This window comes from Serratia bockelmannii (assembly GCF_008011855.1).
Taxonomy (GTDB): domain Bacteria; phylum Pseudomonadota; class Gammaproteobacteria; order Enterobacterales; family Enterobacteriaceae; genus Serratia; species Serratia bockelmannii.
This window is the reverse complement of the sequence record NZ_VOUX01000002.1, coordinates 97,555-116,848: the sequence shown is the minus strand read 5'-3', so window position 1 is coordinate 116,848 and position 19,294 is coordinate 97,555. Positions and strand designations below refer to the sequence as shown.

Annotated in this window: 15 protein-coding genes; 12 read left to right on the top strand and 3 right to left on the bottom strand. The window is 57.9% G+C overall.

Going from position 1 to position 19,294, the window contains the following annotated elements:
- Position 1 precedes the first annotated feature (1 nt).
- Together leuB and leuA are read right to left on the bottom strand one after the other, a co-directional pair.
- Positions 2-1,093, bottom strand: a complete 1,092-nt coding sequence (leuB, locus tag FOT55_RS02645) for a 3-isopropylmalate dehydrogenase (protein WP_025159635.1) — start codon at positions 1,091-1,093, stop codon at positions 2-4.
- A gap of 2 nt (positions 1,094-1,095) precedes the next feature.
- Positions 1,096-2,670: a 2-isopropylmalate synthase gene (leuA, locus tag FOT55_RS02640; protein WP_004932820.1), complete on the bottom strand. Its 1,575-nt coding sequence runs from the start codon at positions 2,668-2,670 to the stop codon at positions 1,096-1,098.
- A gap of 872 nt (positions 2,671-3,542) precedes the next feature.
- On the opposite strand from leuA, the gene leuO reads away from it, so the two are divergent.
- The 5 genes from leuO (at position 3,543) to cra (ending at position 10,516) form a co-directional block, all read left to right on the top strand.
- Positions 3,543-4,490 carry a transcriptional regulator LeuO gene (leuO, locus tag FOT55_RS02630; protein WP_025301560.1) on the top strand — a complete coding sequence of 316 codons (948 nt, stop codon included), beginning with the start codon at positions 3,543-3,545 and terminating at the stop codon, positions 4,488-4,490.
- Positions 4,491-4,955: 465 nt separating this feature from the next.
- Positions 4,956-6,764: an AMP-dependent synthetase/ligase gene (locus FOT55_RS02625; RefSeq protein ID WP_060434223.1), complete on the top strand. Its 1,809-nt coding sequence runs from the start codon at positions 4,956-4,958 to the stop codon at positions 6,762-6,764.
- Between the two features lie 316 nt (positions 6,765-7,080).
- Positions 7,081-8,799, top strand: a complete 1,719-nt coding sequence (gene ilvI / locus FOT55_RS02620; protein ID WP_043135936.1) for an acetolactate synthase 3 large subunit — start codon at positions 7,081-7,083, stop codon at positions 8,797-8,799.
- A gap of 2 nt (positions 8,800-8,801) precedes the next feature.
- A complete protein-coding gene (ilvN, locus tag FOT55_RS02615) occupies positions 8,802-9,293 on the top strand; it encodes an acetolactate synthase small subunit (RefSeq protein WP_004932806.1) in 492 nt (163 codons plus the stop codon).
- A gap of 218 nt (positions 9,294-9,511) precedes the next feature.
- Positions 9,512-10,516, top strand: a complete 1,005-nt coding sequence (gene cra / locus FOT55_RS02610; protein ID WP_025301563.1) for a catabolite repressor/activator — start codon at positions 9,512-9,514, stop codon at positions 10,514-10,516.
- Positions 10,517-10,553: 37 nt separating this feature from the next.
- Here the strand turns inward: cra and FOT55_RS02605 are convergent, their stop codons facing one another.
- The gene (locus FOT55_RS02605) at positions 10,554-10,994 is read right to left on the bottom strand and encodes an L-alanine exporter AlaE (protein WP_025301564.1); all 441 of its coding nucleotides are present in this window, start codon (positions 10,992-10,994) and stop codon (positions 10,554-10,556) included.
- Positions 10,995-11,858: 864 nt separating this feature from the next.
- Here FOT55_RS02605 and mraZ point away from each other — a divergent pair.
- The 7 genes from mraZ to mraY are packed head-to-tail and all read left to right on the top strand — an operon-like array spanning position 11,859 to position 19,292.
- The gene (gene mraZ / locus FOT55_RS02600) at positions 11,859-12,317 is read left to right on the top strand and encodes a division/cell wall cluster transcriptional repressor MraZ (RefSeq protein WP_025159638.1); all 459 of its coding nucleotides are present in this window, start codon (positions 11,859-11,861) and stop codon (positions 12,315-12,317) included.
- 2 nt (positions 12,318-12,319) lie between these two features.
- The gene (rsmH, locus tag FOT55_RS02595) at positions 12,320-13,261 is read left to right on the top strand and encodes a 16S rRNA (cytosine(1402)-N(4))-methyltransferase RsmH (protein ID WP_060434227.1); all 942 of its coding nucleotides are present in this window, start codon (positions 12,320-12,322) and stop codon (positions 13,259-13,261) included.
- On the top strand, positions 13,258-13,578 hold the full coding sequence (gene ftsL / locus FOT55_RS02590; protein WP_033651674.1) for a cell division protein FtsL: 321 nt from the start codon (positions 13,258-13,260) through the stop codon (positions 13,576-13,578). Before rsmH ends, ftsL begins: the two co-directional genes overlap by 4 nt.
- Before the next feature lie 42 nt (positions 13,579-13,620).
- Positions 13,621-15,384 carry a peptidoglycan glycosyltransferase FtsI gene (locus FOT55_RS02585; protein WP_019455066.1) on the top strand — a complete coding sequence of 588 codons (1,764 nt, stop codon included), beginning with the start codon at positions 13,621-13,623 and terminating at the stop codon, positions 15,382-15,384.
- Positions 15,371-16,858, top strand: a complete 1,488-nt coding sequence (gene murE / locus FOT55_RS02580) for a UDP-N-acetylmuramoyl-L-alanyl-D-glutamate--2,6-diaminopimelate ligase (RefSeq protein WP_147823055.1) — start codon at positions 15,371-15,373, stop codon at positions 16,856-16,858. Before FOT55_RS02585 ends, murE begins: the two co-directional genes overlap by 14 nt.
- Complete coding sequence (gene murF, locus FOT55_RS02575; RefSeq protein WP_043135927.1) at positions 16,855-18,216, top strand: UDP-N-acetylmuramoyl-tripeptide--D-alanyl-D-alanine ligase; 1,362 nt, start codon at positions 16,855-16,857, stop codon at positions 18,214-18,216. The genes murE and murF overlap by 4 nt, the downstream gene beginning before the upstream one ends.
- Entirely contained in the window at positions 18,210-19,292 is a 1,083-nt protein-coding gene (mraY, locus tag FOT55_RS02570) for a phospho-N-acetylmuramoyl-pentapeptide-transferase (protein WP_004932782.1), read from the top strand. Before murF ends, mraY begins: the two co-directional genes overlap by 7 nt.
- Positions 19,293-19,294: the final 2 nt, after the last annotated feature.

Below are 19,294 nucleotides of genomic sequence, written 5' to 3'. Positions count from 1 at the left end.
GTTATGCCCCCTGAGCTACAAAGCGAGCGATGATGTCGCCCATTTCATCGGTGCTGACGGCTTTGCCGTCACCGGCCAGATCGGCGGTACGGTAGCCCTGTTCCAACGCCTGGTTGATGGCGCGCTCCACGGCGTCGGCCGCTTCATCGGCGCCCAGGCTGTAACGCAGCAGCAGGGTGGCGGACAGGATCTGCGCAATTGGGTTGGCGATGCCTTTGCCTGCAATATCCGGCGCGGAACCGCCCGCCGGTTCGTACAGGCCGAAGCCTTGCTCGTTCAGGCTGGCGGATGGCAACATGCCCATCGAGCCGGTGATCATCGCGCATTCGTCGGACAGGATGTCGCCGAACAGGTTGGAGCACAGCAGCACGTCGAATTGGGACGGATCCTTGATCAGCTGCATGGTGGCGTTGTCGATATACATGTGCGACAGCGACACGTCCGGGTAATCCTTGGCAACCTGATTGACCACTTCACGCCACAGGATGGAGCTTTGCAGTACGTTGGCCTTGTCGATCGACGTCACCTTGTGGCGGCGCTTGCGGGCGGATTCGAAGGCGATGCGTGCGATGCGTTCAATCTCGAAACGGTGATACACCTCGGTATCGAAAGCGCGCTCCTGCATGCCCTGGCCTTCGCGGCCCTTCGGTTGGCCAAAGTAGATGCCACCGGTCAGTTCGCGCACGCACAGAATGTCGAAGCCGCGGGCGGCGATGTCGGCGCGCAGCGGGCAGAATGCCTCCAGCCCTTGATACAGGCGGGCCGGGCGCAGGTTGCTGAACAGTTTGAAGTGCTTGCGCAGCGGCAACAGCGCGCCGCGTTCCGGCTGCTCGGCCGGCGGCAGGTGTTCCCATTTCGGGCCGCCCACCGAGCCGAACAGGATGGCGTCGGCCTGCTCGCAGCCGGCGACGGTCGCCGCCGGCAACGGGCTGCCGTGGCGATCGATGGCGATGCCGCCGACGTCGTACTCGGCGGTGGTGATGCGAATATCAAAGCGTTGACGCACTGCGTCCAATACTTTGCGCGCCTGAGCCATTACTTCCGGGCCGATGCCGTCTCCGGGCAAGACGGCAATGTGATAAGTCTTCGTCATGTTCACACCGTTTCCTGATTATTTTGATGTTTGTTTTGCTGCAGGCGCTGCTTTTCTTTTTCTACCTGCTGTGAGCGCCAAATATTGTTCAACACGTGCACCATTGCCTTGGCAGAGGATTCGACGATGTCGGTCGCCAGGCCTACGCCGTGGAAGCGGCGGCCGTTGTAAGAGACGACGATATCCACCTGGCCCAGCGCGTCGCGGCCATGGCCCTTGGCGGTCAACTGGTACTTCACCAGCTCGATCGGGTAATCGGTGATGCGATTGATCGCCTGATAGACCGCATCGACCGGGCCGTTGCCGGTGGCGGCTTCGGCTTTCTCTTCGCCGCCGCAGATCAGTTTCACCGAGGCGGTGGCCATGATGCTGCTGCCGGACTGCACGCTGAAGTAGCCCAGGCTGAAGTGCTCCGGCTCTTCCTGCTGTTTATTGATGAAGGCCAGCGCCTCCAGGTCATAGTCGAACACCTGGCCTTTTTTGTCGGCCAACTTCAGGAAGGCGGCATACAGGGTATCCAGGTTGTAGTCCTGCTCCTGGTAGCCCATCTCTTCCATGCGGTGTTTCACCGCCGCGCGGCCGGAGCGGGAGGTCAGGTTCAACTGCACGTCCTTCAGGCCGATCGACTGCGGGGTCATGATTTCGTAGTTTTCGCGGTTCTTCAGCACGCCGTCCTGGTGAATGCCGGAGGAGTGGGCGAAGGCGTTGGAGCCGACGATCGCCTTGTTGGCCGGAATCGGCATGTTGCACAGCTGGCTGACGATCTGGCTGGTGCGGAAGATTTCCTGATGATTGATGTTAGTGTGCACGTTCATGATGTCCTGGCGCACTTTAATCGCCATGATCACCTCTTCCAGTGAACAGTTGCCGGCGCGCTCACCGATGCCGTTCAGGGTGCCTTCCACCTGACGGGCGCCGGCCTGGACCGCGGCAATGGAGTTGCCGACCGCCATGCCCAAATCGTCGTGGCAGTGTACGGAAATGATGGCTTTGTCGATGTTCGGCACGCGGTCATACAAGGTGGTGATGATGCCGCCGAACTGGTTCGGCGTGGTGTAGCCGACGGTGTCCGGAATATTGATGGTGGTGGCGCCGGCGTTGATGGCGGCTTCGACCACGCGGCACAGATTGTCGATCGGCGTGCGGCCGGCGTCTTCACAGGAGAACTCTACGTCGTCGGTGTAGTTGCGGGCGCGTTTGACAGAGCGCACCGCCATCTCCAACACTTCGTCGAACGAGCGCTTCAGCTTAGATTCGATATGCAGGGTGGAGGTGGCCAGGAACACGTGGATGCGGAACGCTTCGGCGACGCGCAGCGCTTCGGCAGCCACGTCGATGTCTTTGTCCACGCAGCGGGCCAGGCCGCAGACGCGACTGTTCTTGATCTGGCGCGCGATGGTTTGCACCGATTCGAAGTCGCCCGGCGAAGAGACCGGGAAGCCGACTTCCATCACGTCAACGCCCATTCTTTCCAGCGCCAGCGCAATCTGAATCTTCTCTTTTACGCTCAGGCTGGCCTGCAATGCCTGTTCGCCGTCACGCAGCGTGGTATCGAAAATAATGACTTGTTGGCTCATCGGTGCATTCCTTATCGTGTTGATTTCACGCTAAGCGGGCAAAAAAAAACCCGCGCAGTAGCGCGGGTTTCTTATGGGTGATCGGCTGAGTCAGCTCCGAACTTCATCCACAGGCATACCGCGCAAACAAGATGCGTTGAGTAGTAGGCCTAGTAGACGGTGGGTACGGATCATAAGGGTTCAGCTTCTCTTAAATTGGGTGTCTGCCTAATTTGATACGTGATTGGCCTGGCGATGTCAACACCTGATTGAATGCGGGGACAATGCACCGGCTAAGTGGCCAAACAGAGGAACATTCGGTAAAAATGCGGTGCTCTAGAGAAAAAGTGGGGCGCAGTTTGCGCGTTGCTTAGCATAAACGAATCGAATAGAGACTGCGCTAATTGCTTCTGGATTTTGTTGGGTTAAGATTTGTGATGAAAATTAAGAGAGATTAATCACGGGAGGCAACAAAATAACATTTTTAATTCAAATGATTGAAATTGGATTCATATGATTAATTGATTGTTTTAGTCATAATATAACAAAATAATGCGATTTTACACAAAGTGAGCGGTGTTTTTAGATGGTTTGATTGCTTATGATGTGTTTTTATAGTTTGTCTCATACAGTGCGGTTACGTTGTTTAATTGTATTAATCATTGTTAATACCTAATTGTTGGTACCACCCAGGTAGCATTCTTCCTGCTGACGGGATAAGTGACTGACATGCATTCCATATACGACTTATATCGTGTCGATAACACGAGGTTTTTTATCGGCTCATGACGGTAATAGCAGGATTTGTCGTGCAAAGATAAGACAATGCGGCGTTTCATTGTTTTTCGAGCATAAGGATTAGATTATCTACACAGGATTTAGTGGAGTGAAATATGGCTGAATATGATTCAGAAATCGCCATGGTCAAAGAGCCGGCGGACATCCATTTGCGCAGCGTCGATCTTAATTTGCTGACGGTGTTTGACGCCGTGATGCAAATGCAAAATATTACGCGAGCCGCTAATTCGTTGGGGATGTCGCAGCCGGCGGTGAGTAACGCGGTGGCGCGCCTGAAGGTGATGTTCAACGATGAACTGTTCGTGCGCTGCGGGCGCGGGATCCAGCCCACTATGCGCGCCAGGCAGCTGTTCGGGCCGGTGCGGCAAGCGCTGCAGCTGGTACAAAATGAGTTGCCAGGATCTGAGTTTGAGCCGCTGACCAGCACGCGAGCGTTCTCCTTGTCGCTGTGCAGCCCGCTCGATTTACGTCTGGGCGCTGGAATAATCAATCACGTCAAACAGATCGCGCCGCAGCTTAACCTGCAAATAAAGTCATACATTAACAATAATATCGAACATCAATTGCGTTATCAGGACGTCGAGTTTGTCATCGGCTACAGCCGTTTCGAGTCGGCGGAGTTTCGCAGCCTGGCAATGTTCGACGACGAATTAGTGCTGGCGGTCGCGCAGGCGCACCCGCGAATAGGGGAGGAGGTGACGCCGGAGAAAATGTTGGCCGAACAGCACGCGGCAGTTTCTCTGGAAAGTTTTGGTTCTTTCAGTAAACCTTTTTATTTAGAGGAACCGATGCTGCGCACCGTGACACAACAGTGCACGGATCTCTACAGCGTGTTGAATATGGTGTCGCAAACGGACATGGTGGCGATTGCGCCCGCCTGGCTGGTGCGGCAACAGACGGAAGCGTTGAAAATAAAGTCGGTTCCTTTATGTGGCAACGATAATAAAGCCACTTGCTATCTCTCCTGGCATGAATCCTCCGAGCGGGATAAAGGCCACCAGTGGATGAAATCCGTTCTGATTGAGGCCGGTAACCCAAAGTAACGCGATAAAAAATGGGGTCATACAAAAATAATATTCAACTGAGCGTTTTTTTCTCATGATAAAAGCTAAGAACTATCTGGGTTTTTATTAAGATGTTTCTTGGTTTTGCGGCGATAAAATAACTTATTTTCAGGGTGGGTTGGTTCGTTTACCAAAAATAATTAATATAAATTAATATTCTGATTTTTACTTTTCGGCTGGTATTTTAAACTAATTCGATGCGGCGGCCCGGATGGGCCGCGTTTTATTGCTGCCACCCAACCTTTTCCTTCCCGTTCTGTCCAACCCATGAAAGCACGAAAGCCGGCCTGAGTTTTGGCTCACACTTCTACGCTGAAATCACTTTTCCCTCTGCCTGAGAGTAGGTAGACTGCGCGGAAAAAAGTAAACACGTGTAAGCTGAGATGAGGGCCGCAAGGCGTCGTTCAGGCTTAACTGTATGATTCATTTCAGGCTTAGAGCACTATGATCACTAATCTGCTGCAATACCATTTGATCCATCGTATACAGCATCAAATCACCCATCGAGCCAATCGCACAGCTTTTCGCCAATGGTCGCCCAACGGCGAGTTTCAACTGACCTGGGGAGAGGCTGCCACCCGCATCGATCGCATTGCCGCCGGGCTGTTGGCCCTTGGGGCCGAAGTGCAAGAGCGCATAGGTATATTCGCCAATAACGGCATAGCCTGGTCGTTGGCCGATCTCGCTATCCTGCATCTGCGCGGCGTCAGCGTGCCGCTGTATTCCACCAATACGCCGGCGCAGGCGGCATTTGTCATCAACGACGCCGACATCCGTATACTGTTCGTCGGCGAGCAGGCGCAGCTTGACGCCGCCATCGCGCTGCGCGGCGTTTGCCCACAGCTGCGCCATATTATCGTGTTTGACGAGGATGCCGATCTGCGCGGCTGCGAGATCGCACAGCATCTGAGCGCCTTCGAGCGTGCCGCCGATCCGGCGGCTTTTATCGTTCAACGTCGGCAGCGCATTGAAGAGTGCGACCTTCAGGATCTCTTCACCCTGATCTATACCTCGGGCACCACCGGTGAGCCTAAGGGGGTGATGCTGGACTACCGCAATCTGGCGGCGCAGCTCTACCTGCATGATGAAAGGCTGACGGTCGGCGAAGAAGATGTGTCGCTCAGTTTCCTGCCGCTGTCGCACGTGTTCGAGCGTGCCTGGAGCTTCTTTGTGATGCATTCCGGCGCGCAGAACGTCTTCCTGCCGAACACCGACTGGGTGCGGGAAGCGATGGGGCAGGTCCGCCCGACGCTGATGTGCGCGGTACCGCGTTTCTACGAGAAGATTTTCAGCGCGGTGCATGAAAAAGTGGCGCGCGCCCCTTGGCTGCGCCGCGCGCTGTTCCACTGGGCGATCGTCTGCGGGGAGCGCAAGTTCCTTCAAGAGCGGGCCGGCAAACCGTTGGGCAAACTGTTCGAACTCTCTCATCGCTGGGCCGACAAGCTGGTATTGAGCAAGTTGCGCGGTATCCTCGGCGGCCGGGTGCGCTTTCTGCCGGCGGCGGGAGCCAAGCTGGATGACAATGTGATCCTGTTCTTCCAGGCGATGGGCGTCAACATCAAGTACGGCTACGGCATGACCGAAACCTGTGCGACCGTCTCCTGTTGGGAAGAGGGGCATTTCCGTTTCGGCTCCATCGGCAAACCGCTGCCGGAGGTCGAGGTGCGCATCGGTGAAGAAAATGAAATCCAGGTGCGAGGGCCGATCGTGATGCGCGGCTATTTCAACAAGCCATTGGAAACCGCCGCGACCTTTACCGCAGACGGCTGGCTGAAAACCGGCGATGCCGGGGCGATCGATGAAGAGGGCAATCTGTTCATCACCGAGCGCCTGAAGGATTTGATGAAAACCTCCGGCGGCAAATACATCGCGCCGCAGATGCTGGAAGGTACGCTGGCGCAGGACCGTTTTATCGAACAGGTGGCGATCATCGCCGATGCGCGCAAGTTCGTTTCCGCGCTGATCGTGCCGTGCTTTGAGTCGCTGGAAGAGTACGCGAAGTCAGTCAACCTGAAGTACCAAGATCGTCTGGAACTGCTGCGCAACGGTGAAATTCTCGAGATGTTCGAAAAGCGTCTGCGCGAGATGCAAAAGGAGCTGGCGCGCTTCGAACAGGTGAAGAAGTTCACTCTGCTGCCGGCGGCCTTTTCCATGGAGCTGGGAGAGCTGACGCCAACGCTGAAGCTGCGCCGCAAAGTGATCCTGCAGCGCTATCAGCGTGAAATCGACTCAATGTACCAGGAACAGGCTTGACGCCGCCGCCGGATCGCGCGTCCGGCGAAAAAAACGGCATATACCTCGCCTGATTTAGTTCTGTAATTTTCCCTCTGTTCGAAACAATGCCTAGCCTGACGCCTCTGGGGCTAGCGCATTGTTTTTATAAAGCCGCGATCTCCAGCCGCTTGGCAATAACCCCGCCGCTGTTAAGCCATTTTGCCGTTTGCCTGCCCCATCTTCTGACGTTATGTTAATTCGATAGCGACAACCCATAAAAATTTAGGGGCATTGCCCCGCAGCAGGCGCTACGTTCCGGCGCCAGAGAAGAATAAGCAAGCCTGGAGGCAAACCCATGGAGATGTTGTCAGGAGCCGAGATGGTCGTCCGATCGTTGATCGATCAGGGCGTTAAGCATGTATTCGGCTATCCCGGCGGGGCGGTGCTCGATATCTACGACGCCCTGCATACGGTCGGAGGGATCGATCATATTCTGGTGCGCCACGAGCAAGGTGCGGTGCACATGGCCGACGGTTACGCGCGCGCCACCGGTGAAGTGGGCGTGGTGTTGGTGACCTCAGGCCCCGGCGCCACCAACGCCATTACCGGTATCGCTACCGCTTATATGGACTCGATCCCGATGGTGGTGCTGTCGGGGCAGGTGCCCAGCTCGCTGATCGGCTACGACGCCTTCCAGGAGTGCGATATGGTGGGGATTTCGCGCCCGGTGGTGAAGCACAGCTTCCTGGTAAAACGCACCGAAGACATCCCGGCGGTGTTGAAGAAGGCGTTCTACCTGGCTTCCAGCGGCCGCCCCGGCCCGGTAGTGATCGATCTGCCGAAAGACATTGTCGGCCCGGCGGTGCGGATGCCTTATGCCTACCCGCAGGACGTGAGCATGCGTTCTTATAACCCGACGGTGCAGGGCCACCGCGGGCAGATCAAACGCGCGTTACAAACCATTCTGGCGGCCAAAAAGCCGGTGATGTACGTCGGCGGCGGCGCGATCAACGCCGGTTGTGAAGCTGAATTACTGTCGTTGGCGGAGCAGCTGAACCTGCCGGTAACCAGCAGCCTGATGGGATTGGGCGCTTTCCCCGGCACCCATCGTCAGAGCGTCGGTATGCTCGGCATGCACGGAACCTATGAAGCCAACAAAACCATGCACCATGCCGACGTGATCTTCGCCGTAGGCGTGCGCTTCGACGATCGCACCACCAACAATCTGGCTAAATACTGCCCGGACGCCACCGTGCTGCACATTGATATCGATCCGACTTCGATCTCCAAAACGGTGGACGCCGATATTCCGATCGTCGGTGATGCCAAGCAGGTGTTGGTTCAAATGCTGGAGTTGCTGGCGCAGGATGAGAAAGCGCAGGATCACGATGCGCTGCGCGACTGGTGGCAGTCTATCGAGCAGTGGCGTGCCCGCGACTGCCTGGGTTACGACAAGCACAGCGGCACCATCAAGCCGCAGGCGGTGATCGAAACCCTGCACCGCCTGACCAAAGGCGACGCCTACGTCACCTCGGACGTGGGCCAGCACCAGATGTTCGCCGCGCTCTATTATCCGTTCGACAAACCGCGCCGCTGGATCAACTCCGGCGGCCTCGGCACCATGGGCTTCGGCCTGCCGGCGGCATTGGGCGTCAAGCTGGCGCTGCCGGAAGAAACCGTGGTGTGCGTGACCGGCGACGGCAGCATTCAGATGAATATTCAGGAGCTGTCCACTGCGCTGCAATATAACCTGCCGGTGGTGGTGGTGAACCTCAATAACCGTTATCTGGGCATGGTGAAGCAGTGGCAGGACATGATTTATTCCGGCCGCCATTCGCAGTCTTACATGGATTCGCTGCCGGACTTCGTCAAGCTGGCCGAGGCTTACGGCCATGTCGGCATCGCCATCCGCACGCCGGATGAGCTGGAAAGCAAGCTGGCGCAGGCGCTGGCGGAAAAAGAGCGGCTGGTGTTCGTCGACGTGACCGTCGACGAAACCGAACATGTTTACCCGATGCAGATCCGCGGCGGAAGCATGGACGAAATGTGGCTTAGCAAAACGGAGAGGACCTGATCATGCGCCGTATTTTATCTGTCTTGCTGGAAAACGAATCCGGCGCCTTGTCGCGCGTGGTCGGGCTGTTCTCCCAGCGCGGTTATAACATTGAAAGCCTGACGGTGGCGCCGACCGACGATCCGACGCTGTCGCGCATGACTATCCAGACCGTCGGCGACGAGAAAGTGCTGGAGCAGATTGAGAAACAGCTGCACAAGCTGGTGGACGTGCTGCGCGTCAGCGAGCTGGTGCAAGGCGCTCACGTCGAGCGCGAGATCATGCTGGTGAAGCTGCAGGCCAGCGGTTATGGCCGTGAAGAGGTGAAACGCTGCGCCGACATTTTCCGCGGCCAGATCGTCGATGTGACGGCGACGCTGTACACGGTACAGCTGGCCGGCACCAGCGACAAGCTCGACGCCTTCCTGAGCGCGGTGCGTGAAGTGGCGGAGATTGTGGAAGTGGCGCGTTCCGGCGTGGTCGGCGTGTCGCGCGGCGACAAAATCATGCGCTGAGCGCGGTTTAGTGGCGAATAATCGGGGCGCGGCATGGCTGCGCCCTTTGTTTTTCGGCATTTTTTTGCCCGATTGCTGGCACCTTTCGGCAAAAGCGGTTGCTAGGTAGTGTTTTCTGCTGTTAGATCGCAGAGGCTGGATTGAATAACCGCACGGGATATCATGGTTAATCCGAGCACAGCCTTCACTTCTATTTTCAGCGTCATTAAGGGGTTAATGTGAAACTGGATGAAATCGCGCGTCTCGCGGGCGTTTCGCGCACGACGGCCAGTTATGTCATCAACGGCAAGGCGAAGCAGTATCGTGTCAGCGATAAAACCGTCGAGAAAGTGATGGCCGTGGTCAGGGAGCATAACTACCACCCGAATGCCGTCGCGGCAGGGCTGCGCGCTGGGCGCACCCGTTCTATCGGTCTGGTGATCCCGGATCTGGAAAATACCAGCTATACCCGTATCGCCAACTACCTGGAGCGTCAGGCGCGCCAGCGTGGTTATCAATTGCTGATCGCCTGCTCCGAAGATCAGCCGGACAACGAAATGCGCTGTATCGAGCACTTGCTGCAGCGTCAGGTGGACGCCATCATCGTTTCCACCGCCTTGCCGCCGGAGCACCCCTTCTATCAACGCTGGGCCAACGATCCGCTGCCGATCATCGCACTGGACCGCGCGTTGGATCGCGAGCATTTCATCAGCGTCGTCGGGGCCGACGAGGAAGATGCCTTTGCGCTGGCGCAGGAGCTGCGCACCTTCCCGGCGGAGTCGGTACTGTACCTGGGCGCCTTGCCGGAGCTTTCGGTCAGCTTCCTGCGTGAGCAGGGCTTCCGTCAGGCCTGGCAAGAGGATCCTCGCCATGTCGATTATCTGTACGCCAACAGCTATGAGCGTGAGGCCGCCGGCGCGCTGTTTGCCGAATGGCTGAAAACGCACCCGATGCCGCAGGCGCTGTTCACCACGTCGTTCTCTTTATTGCAGGGCGTGATGGACGTGACGCTGAAGCAACGCGGCCGTTTGCCGACCGATCTGGCGATTGCCACCTTCGGCGACCATGAGCTGTTGGATTTTCTGGAGTGCCCGGTGCTCGCGGTAGCGCAGCGCCATCGCGACGTGGCCGAACGCGTGCTGGAGCTGGTGTTGGCCAGCCTGGACGAACCGCGTAAACCCAAACCGGGACTGACGCGGATACGCCGTAATCTGTTCCGCCGCGGTAGCCTGAGCCGCAAATAGGCCGCTCTACAGGAGCCCGCGTTGTCGGGCTCCTGGTTTAGACGTAACCCGCGACCCGAAACAGCCGTCGGCAATATTCCAGGAAATAGCCATACACTACGCCCATCGCCATGGAGACCAGCGCATTGCTGGTCACCGCCGCCAGCATTTGTTGGCCGTCGGCGCCCACGCTCCACAGAATGGCGGCATAAACCGGCGACTGGAAACTGACGTAAGCCAGCAGATCGGCGAGGTTGCGCAGTAGGAATTGGCCGCGTGGGCAGCGGCGTGCCGTGCGGATAAACAGATCGCGATAGCGGCCGTAAGGCCAGGCGATCAGGATGTTGACCGGGATCGACAGCAGGCGCGAAGAGAGGGATTGCTGGAAGCTCATGCCGGAGATCAACACTTCTATCGCCATGCCGGCGATAAAGCAGTACACCACCAGTGCGAACGTATCGGCAGCGGCGCTACGCCAGTGAGGGGCGGGCGAAAGCATGCACTCTCTCCTTTTTGGTTAATGTTCTGTTAAATTATTTATTCGTAGTTGTTAGTTCTGGTTTTTTGCGCTTCATATAGTGTACTAATCTGTATTGTGTTTTTTAACTGGATTTAAATTTTTATTTTTAACATTTGTTCGGTTTTTGTCCCGCAGAACAGGGGCACAGGATGGGACAGGGAGATTAAAATCGGTGAATTTAAATAAATTCATTAAAAACATGCAGTTGCGATTTTTGGTGTTTGAAGAGGTTTTTTTCCGGCAAAAATTGTGGAAATAAAGGTGTAAGAAAATGAAACCATAATTGTAAACAGGTATTTTGGGAATAATCTTACCAAATTGATTTAAATCGAAATTACTTCTGCTCGTAATATCCGAGCCATTTATTTTTATCGTGCTCTCATCATGGCGGGACAAATTGAAGTAAAATAGCGCGCAGTTTCACGGTGAATAACGATTGAGCGTTATTAACTCAAGGGGTTATGGCCTTATTCTTCGGTCGATTCGCCAGGCGCTGAGCCTTGGCGGGCGCGGGGCGGCAGCGGTTACAGCCCTGAGATTGCCGAGCTGAAAAATGAGACATGGCTTGCAGAAGGAAGTAATGAGTTAATTAATCGCCAGTTCGTCAGGTTTTTAATCAGATTCTTTCCGCTTAGAAAATTCTCTCCGTTTATCATGGTGTTAATTTTTAATCGTCGAATAATCAGAGTTTCTTTCGCGAGTCAGCTCCCAAAATGACCAGAGAAATATTGCCAAAGCGCTGGCGCTCTGGCTTGACAAGGTTTTCATACCCTCCGTAAACTCCATTGTGTGGGAATTTGTGGGGTAAAGTGGTGAAAACGGTCACTAAGGGGTAGCTCAGGAATGTTCCGTGGAGCGACGATGGTCAACCTCGACAGCAAAGGGCGGCTCGCCGTACCTACCCGATATCGGGAATTGCTCAACGAGGAATCGCAAGGCCAAATGGTCTGTACCATTGACCTCCATCAGCCCTGCCTGCTGCTTTATCCTTTGCCCGAATGGGAAATTATTGAACAAAAATTATCACGTCTGTCGAGCATGAATCCCGCCGAGCGCCGCGTTCAGCGCCTGCTGCTGGGGCATGCCAGTGAGTGTCAGATGGATAGTGCCGGTCGTTTGCTGCTCGCCAATACGCTGCGGCAACACGCCGGGCTCACAAAAGAAGTGATGCTGGTCGGTCAGTTCAACAAGTTTGAACTGTGGGATGAACAGACCTGGTATCAACAAGTCAAGGATGATATTGACGCTGAACAGTCGACTCAGGAACCGTTGTCTGAGCGGCTACAGGACTTGTCGCTATAAGCATGTTGGAAAACTATAAACACACCACCGTCCTGCTGGACGAAGCCGTCAACGGCCTCAACATCCGCAGCAACGGCATATATATCGACGGTACTTTTGGTCGCGGTGGCCATTCTCGTCTGATTCTGTCCCAACTGGGGCCGGAAGGGCGCTTGCTGGCGATTGACCGTGACCCTCAGGCGATTGCAGCCGCCAAATCTATTGAAGATCCTCGTTTTACCATCGTACACGGCCCATTCTCCGAGTTGTCGCACTATGTGCGGGAGCGCGAGCTGGCCGGCAAGATCGACGGCGTTCTGCTCGATCTGGGCGTTTCCTCGCCGCAGCTTGACGATGCGGAGCGCGGATTCTCCTTTATGCGCGATGGTCCGCTGGACATGCGCATGGATCCGTCCACCGGCCTGTCTGCCGCGGAATGGCTGATGAAGGCCGAGGCGGACGACATCGCCTGGGTGCTGAAAACCTTTGGCGAAGAGCGTTTCGCCAAACGTATCGCGCGCGCCATCGTGGAAAGAAACCGCGTGGAGCCGATGACGCGCACCAAAGAGTTGGCGGATCTGATTGCCGATGCCAGCCCGTTCCGTGAAAAGCACAAACATCCGGCGACGCGCAGCTTCCAGGCGATTCGTATCTATATCAACAGCGAGCTGGAAGAGATCGAGCGTGCGCTCGACGGCGCGCTGGAAGTGCTGGCCCCACAGGGCCGTTTGTCGATCATTAGCTTCCACTCGCTGGAAGACCGCATCGTCAAACGCTTTATGCGTCACCATAGCCGCGGCGCTCAGGTGCCGGCGGGCATTCCGTTGACCGAAGAGCAACTGCGCAGCATGGGCGGGCGAACGCTGAAAGCGCTGGGCAAAATGATGCCGTCGGAAGCGGAAGTGGCGGACAACCCGCGTGCGCGCAGCTCGGTGCTGCGTATTGCTGAGAGGATGCCCGCGTGATCGGCAACGAACGTCACGGTTTGGTCGGGGTCATTGGCGGCGACCTGCTGCGCAACGCCAAGATCCCCATGATTTTACTGATTGCGTCACTGGTCTCCGCGATTTTCGTGGTGACCACCGCGCACCGCACCCGCCTGCTGACCGCCGAGCGCGAACAGCTGGTTCTGGAGCGCGATGCGCTGGATATCGAGTGGCGCAACCTGATTTTAGAAGAGAACGCCCTCGGCGATCACAGCCGGGTTGAACGTATCGCGACAGAAAAACTGCAGATGCAACACGTTGATCCATCGCAGGAAAATATCATCGTTAAACAATGAATGGTTTAACCGGAATAATGACACGGAGTAGAAAGGAAACGCATGAAAGCAGCGCGCCCCGGTAAGATGAGACGCCAGGAAGATCAGGCCAGCTTTGTCAGCTGGCGTTTTGCGTTGCTGTGCGGCTGCATTTTGCTGGCGATGGTCGGCCTGATGCTGCGCGTCGCGTACCTGCAGGTCATCAACCCCGATCGTCTGGTGAAAGAAGGCGACATGCGTTCGCTGCGCGTGCAGGAAGTGCCGACTGCGCGCGGCATGATCAGCGATCGCGCCGGCCGTCCGTTGGCGGTCAGCGTGCCGGTCAATGCGGTGTGGGCGGATCCGAAAGAGCTGAACGAGCGCGGCGGCATCACGCTGGACAGCCGTTGGAAAGCGCTTTCCGATGCGCTGAACATCCCGCTGGACCAGCTTTCCAACCGCATCAACGCCAACCCGAAAGGGCGTTTCGTTTATCTGGCTCGCCAGGTGAACCCGGCGATCGGCGACTACATCCACAAGCTCAAGCTGCCGGGGATCTACCTGCGGCAGGAGTCGCGCCGGTACTACCCGGCGGGGCAGGTGACGTCGCACATCATCGGCGTGACCAACATCGACGGGCAAGGCATTGAAGGCGTCGAGAAGAGCTTCGACCGCTGGCTGACCGGGCAACCGGGCGAGAGAACGGTGCGTAAGGACCGCTTCGGCCGGGTGATCGAAGATATCTCCTCCGTCGACAGCCAGGCTGCGCACAACCTGGTGCTGAGCGTCGATGAGCGCCTGCAGGCGCTGGTGTATCGCGAGCTGAACAACGCCGTGGCGTTCAACAAGGCCGAATCGGGCACTGCGGTGCTGATCGACGTGAACACCGGCGAAGTGCTGGCGATGGCCAACAGCCCGTCTTACAACCCGAACAACATGGCCGGTACGCCGAAAGAGACCATGCGTAACCGTGCTATCACCGATATTTTTGAACCCGGTTCAACCGTGAAGCCGATGGTGGTGATGACCGCGCTGCAAAACGGCGTGGTGAGAGAAAACAGCGTGCTGAACACCATCCCGTACCGCATTCAGGGCCACGAGATCAAAGACGTGGCGCGGTACTCGGAGCTGTCATTGACCGGGATCTTGCAGAAGTCGAGTAACGTCGGTGTTTCAAAGCTGGCGTTAGCGATGCCGTCCTCAGCGTTAGTAGATACTTACTCTCGTTTTGGGCTGGGAAAAGCGACCAATTTGGGGCTGGTCGGAGAAAGCAGTGGCATATACCCAAAAAAACAACGGTGGTCTGACATAGAGAGGGCCACCTTCTCTTTCGGCTACGGGCTGATGGTAACTCCGTTACAGTTGGCGCGAGTCTATGCAACGATCGGCAGCCTGGGCGTGTATCGCCCATTGTCGATCACCAAGGTTGACCCTCCGGTCGCCGGCGAACGCGTTTTCCCAGAACCTCTGGTGCGCACCGTGGTGCACATGATGGAAAGCGTGGCCTTGCCGGGCGGCGGCGGCGTGAAAGCCGCCATCAAGGGATACCGTATCGCCATCAAAACCGGTACCGCGAAAAAAGTGGGCCCGGACGGCAAATACGTCAACCGATACATCGCTTATACCGCCGGCGTCGCGCCGGCAAGTAACCCCCGTTTTGCCCTGGTGGTCGTCATCAACGACCCGCAGGGTGGGAAATACTATGGTGGTGCAATCTCCGCGCCGGTGTTCGGTGCCATCATGGGCGGCGTATTACGCACCATGAACGTCGAGCCTGACGCGTTGCCTACCGGTGACAAAAGCGAATTAGTGATTAACAAGAAAGAGGGTTCAGGTGGCAGATCGTAATTTGCGCGACTTACTCGCCCCGTGGGTGCCGACGGCACCCGGGCGCGCGCTGCGGGAAATGACATTAGACAGCCGTGTGGCGGCTGCCGGGGATCTGTTTATCGCCGTTGTCGGCCATCAAACGGATGGACGCCGCTATATTCCGCAGGCCATTGCGCAGGGCGTCGCCGCCGTGATCGCCGAAGCTGACGGTCAGGCCGAAGACGGCGCCATCGTTGAGATGCACGGCGTGCCGGTGATCTACCTGAGCCAACTGAACCAGCGCCTTTCCGCGCTGGCAGGGCGTTTTTACCATCAGCCGGGCGAGCGTCTGCGCCTGGTCGGCGTGACCGGCACCAACGGCAAAACCACCACCACGCAGCTGCTGGCGCAGTGGAGCCAACTGCTGGGCGAAACCAGCGCGGTGATGGGCACCGTCGGCAACGGCCTGCTGGGCCAGGTGTGTCCGACGGAGAATACCACCGGTTCTGCGGTGGATGTTCAACACGTATTAAACGACTTGGCGGAACAGGGCGCGACCTTCGCCGCGATGGAAGTCTCATCCCACGGTCTGGTGCAACACCGGGTGGCGGCGCTGCCGTTCGCTGCGGCGGTTTTCACCAACCTGAGCCGCGATCACCTGGATTACCACGGTGACATGGTCAATTACGAAGCGGCCAAATGGTCGCTGTTCGCCGCCCATAGCGTAGGGCAGGCAATCATCAACGCCGACGATGAAGTCGGTCAGCGCTGGCTCGGCAAGCTGCCGGATGCGATAGCGGTGACGATGCAGGACAACCTGCAGCCGGGCTGCCACGGCCGCTGGTTGAAAACCACGGCGGTCGATTATCACGACAACGGCGCCACGGTTCGTTTCAGCTCCAGCTGGGGCGACGGCGAGATCGAAAGCCGCCTGATGGGCGCGTTCAACGTCAGCAACCTGCTGTTGGCCTTGGCCACGCTGCTGTCGCTGGGCTACCCGCTGGAGGCGCTGGTGGAAACCGGCAGCCGTCTGCAGCCGGTCTGCGGCCGCATGGAAGTGTTTAACGCGCCGGGCAAACCGACGGTGGTGGTGGATTACGCCCACACGCCGGATGCGCTGGAGAAAGCGCTGGAAGCCGCGCGCCTGCACTGCCAGGGGCAGCTGTGGTGCGTCTTCGGCTGCGGCGGCGATCGCGACAAGGGCAAGCGTCCGCTGATGGGCGGCATCGCCGAGCAGTTCGCCGATCGCGTGGTGATCACCGATGACAACCCGCGTACCGAAGAGCCGCGCGCAATTATCAACGACATCCTGACCGGATTGCTGGACGCCGGGCAGGCGCTGGTGATCCACGGCCGCGCCGAAGCGGTAACCAGCGCCATCATGCAAGCGCAGGCGCAGGATGTGGTGTTGGTGGCGGGCAAGGGCCATGAAGATTATCAGCTGGTGGGCAACCGCCGCCTGGATTACTCCGACCGCACGACGGTCGCCCGACTGCTGGGGGTGCTGGCATGATCCCTGTCTCTCTTCAGACACTGGCTGAGGTATTGAGCGCTGAACCGATCGGCGCCGATTGCCAAATTGTCGAGGTGACGACAGACACCCGCAAGGTGACCGCCGGTTGCCTGTTTGTGGCGCTGAAAGGTGAGCGTTTCGACGCTCACGACTTCGCGGCGGATGCCGTAGCCGCAGGCGCCGGGGCGTTGCTGGTCAGTAAGCGCTTATTGGTGGACGTGCCGCAGCTGGTGGTGGAAGACACCCGTTTGGCGCTGGGGCAGCTTGGCGCCTGGGTGCGTCAGCAGGTGCCGGCGCGCGTGGTGGCGCTGACCGGCTCCTCGGGCAAGACATCGGTGAAAGAAATGACCGCCGCCATTCTGCGTGAATGCGGCGAAGTGCTGTATACCGCCGGTAACTTCAATAACGACATCGGCGTGCCGCTGACGCTGTTGCGTCTGGAGCCGCAGCATGATTTTGCCGTGATAGAGCTGGGCGCTAACCACATTGGCGAAATCGCTTACACCACCGCATTGACGCGTCCGCAGACCGCTTTGGTGAATAACCTGGCGGCGGCGCACCTGGAAGGCTTCGGCTCGCTGGCCGGCGTCGCTCAGGCGAAAGGTGAAATCTTTACCGGCCTGCCGGCCGACGGCGTGGCGATCATCAACGCCGATAACAACGATTGGCCGCACTGGCAGAGCATACTGGTCGGCAAAACCGTCTGGCGCTTCTCGCCGCAGGCCGCCGAAGGTGTGGACTTCTTCGCGGACAACGTGCGAGTGAATGGCGCAGGTACGCAGTTCACGCTGCACAGCCCGTTCGGCACCGCCGAGATCGCACTGCCGCTGCCGGGGCGCCACAACGTGGCCAACGCGCTGGCGGCCACGGCGCTGGCGATGTCGGTGGGCGCGACGCTCGAAGCGGTGCGTCAGGGGTTGAAACAATTGCAGGCGGTGCCGGGGCGCTTGTTCCCGGTGGCGCTGGCCGAAGGCAAGCTGCTGCTGGACGACAGCTATAACGCCAACGTCGGGTCGATGACCGCGGCGGCGCAGGTGCTGGCGGAAATGCCGGGCTACCGCGTGATGGTGGTCGGCGATATGGCCGAGCTGGGCGCAGAAGCGGAAGAGTGCCACCGTCAGGTGGGTGAAGCCGCCCGCCTGGCCGGGGTCGATAAAGTGATCAGCGTCGGCGGGTTGAGCCGCGTGCTGAGCGAAGCGTCCGGCAACGGCGAACATTATCAGGACAAGACAGCAGTGATCGCGCGCGTGGCGGAATTACTGTCGGAACATGCGGTCATCACCGTGTTAATCAAAGGTTCACGTAGTGCCGCAATGGAGCAGGTAGTACGCGCGTTACAGGAGAAAGCACCATGTTAGTTTGGCTGGCCGAACATTTGGTCAAGTATTACTCAGGCTTCAACGTCTTTTCTTATCTGACGTTCCGAGCCATTGTCAGCCTGCTGACCGCGCTGTTCCTGTCACTGTGGATGGGCCCGCGGGTGATCAAGCGCCTGCAAGAAATGTCCTTCGGTCAGGTGGTGCGCAACGACGGCCCCGAGTCGCACTTCAGCAAGCGCGGCACGCCGACCATGGGCGGCATCATGATCCTGACCTCCATCACCATTTCGGTGCTGATGTGGGCCTACCCGTCCAACCCATATGTCTGGTGCGTGCTGTTTGTGCTGGTGGGTTACGGCATCGTCGGCTTCGTTGACGACTACCGCAAGGTGGTGCGTAAGGACACCAAAGGGCTGATCGCCCGCTGGAAGTATTTCTGGCAATCGGTGATTGCGCTGATTGTCGCATTCGCCATGTACGCCGTAGGAAAAGACACGCCAGCCACCGAGCTGGTTGTGCCGTTCTTTAAGGACGTGATGCCGCAGCTGGGCCTGCTGTACATCCTGCTGGCCTATTTCGTCATCGTCGGCACCAGCAACGCGGTCAACCTGACCGACGGCCTGGACGGCCTGGCGATCATGCCGACGGTATTCGTGGCGGCCGGCTTCGCGCTGGTGGCCTGGGCGACCGGTAATATGAACTTCGCCAACTACCTGCACATTCCGTATCTGCGTCATGCCGGTGAGTTGGTGATCGTCTGCACCGCCATCGTCGGCGCCGGCCTCGGGTTCCTGTGGTTCAATACCTACCCGGCTCAGGTGTTTATGGGCGACGTCGGTTCGCTGGCGCTGGGCGGCGCGCTGGGCACCATCGCGGTGCTGCTGCGCCAGGAGTTCTTGCTGGTGATCATGGGCGGCGTGTTCGTGGTAGAGACGCTGTCGGTGATCCTGCAGGTGGGATCGTTCAAGCTGCGCGGACAACGCATTTTCCGCATGGCGCCGATTCACCACCACTATGAATTGAAAGGCTGGCCGGAACCGCGCGTGATCGTGCGCTTCTGGATCATTTCGCTGATGCTGGTGCTGATTGGCCTGGCAACGCTGAAGGTGCGTTAATC

Excerpts from the sequence above, each read along its gene's own strand:
- leuB (WP_025159635.1), bottom strand. The coding sequence starts at position 1,093 with ATGACGAAGACTTATCACATTGCCGTCTTGCCCGGAGACGGCATCGGC.
- leuA (WP_004932820.1), bottom strand. The coding sequence starts at position 2,670 with ATGAGCCAACAAGTCATTATTTTCGATACCACGCTGCGTGACGGCGAA.
- leuO (WP_025301560.1), top strand. The coding sequence starts at position 3,543 with ATGGCTGAATATGATTCAGAAATCGCCATGGTCAAAGAGCCGGCGGAC.
- FOT55_RS02625 (WP_060434223.1), top strand. The coding sequence starts at position 4,956 with ATGATCACTAATCTGCTGCAATACCATTTGATCCATCGTATACAGCAT.
- ilvI (WP_043135936.1), top strand. The coding sequence starts at position 7,081 with ATGGAGATGTTGTCAGGAGCCGAGATGGTCGTCCGATCGTTGATCGAT.
- ilvN (WP_004932806.1), top strand. The coding sequence starts at position 8,802 with ATGCGCCGTATTTTATCTGTCTTGCTGGAAAACGAATCCGGCGCCTTG.
- FOT55_RS02605 (WP_025301564.1), bottom strand. The coding sequence starts at position 10,994 with ATGCTTTCGCCCGCCCCTCACTGGCGTAGCGCCGCTGCCGATACGTTC.
- mraZ (WP_025159638.1), top strand. The coding sequence starts at position 11,859 with ATGTTCCGTGGAGCGACGATGGTCAACCTCGACAGCAAAGGGCGGCTC.
- rsmH (WP_060434227.1), top strand. The coding sequence starts at position 12,320 with ATGTTGGAAAACTATAAACACACCACCGTCCTGCTGGACGAAGCCGTC.
- FOT55_RS02585 (WP_019455066.1), top strand. The coding sequence starts at position 13,621 with ATGAAAGCAGCGCGCCCCGGTAAGATGAGACGCCAGGAAGATCAGGCC.
- murF (WP_043135927.1), top strand. The coding sequence starts at position 16,855 with ATGATCCCTGTCTCTCTTCAGACACTGGCTGAGGTATTGAGCGCTGAA.
- mraY (WP_004932782.1), top strand. The coding sequence starts at position 18,210 with ATGTTAGTTTGGCTGGCCGAACATTTGGTCAAGTATTACTCAGGCTTC.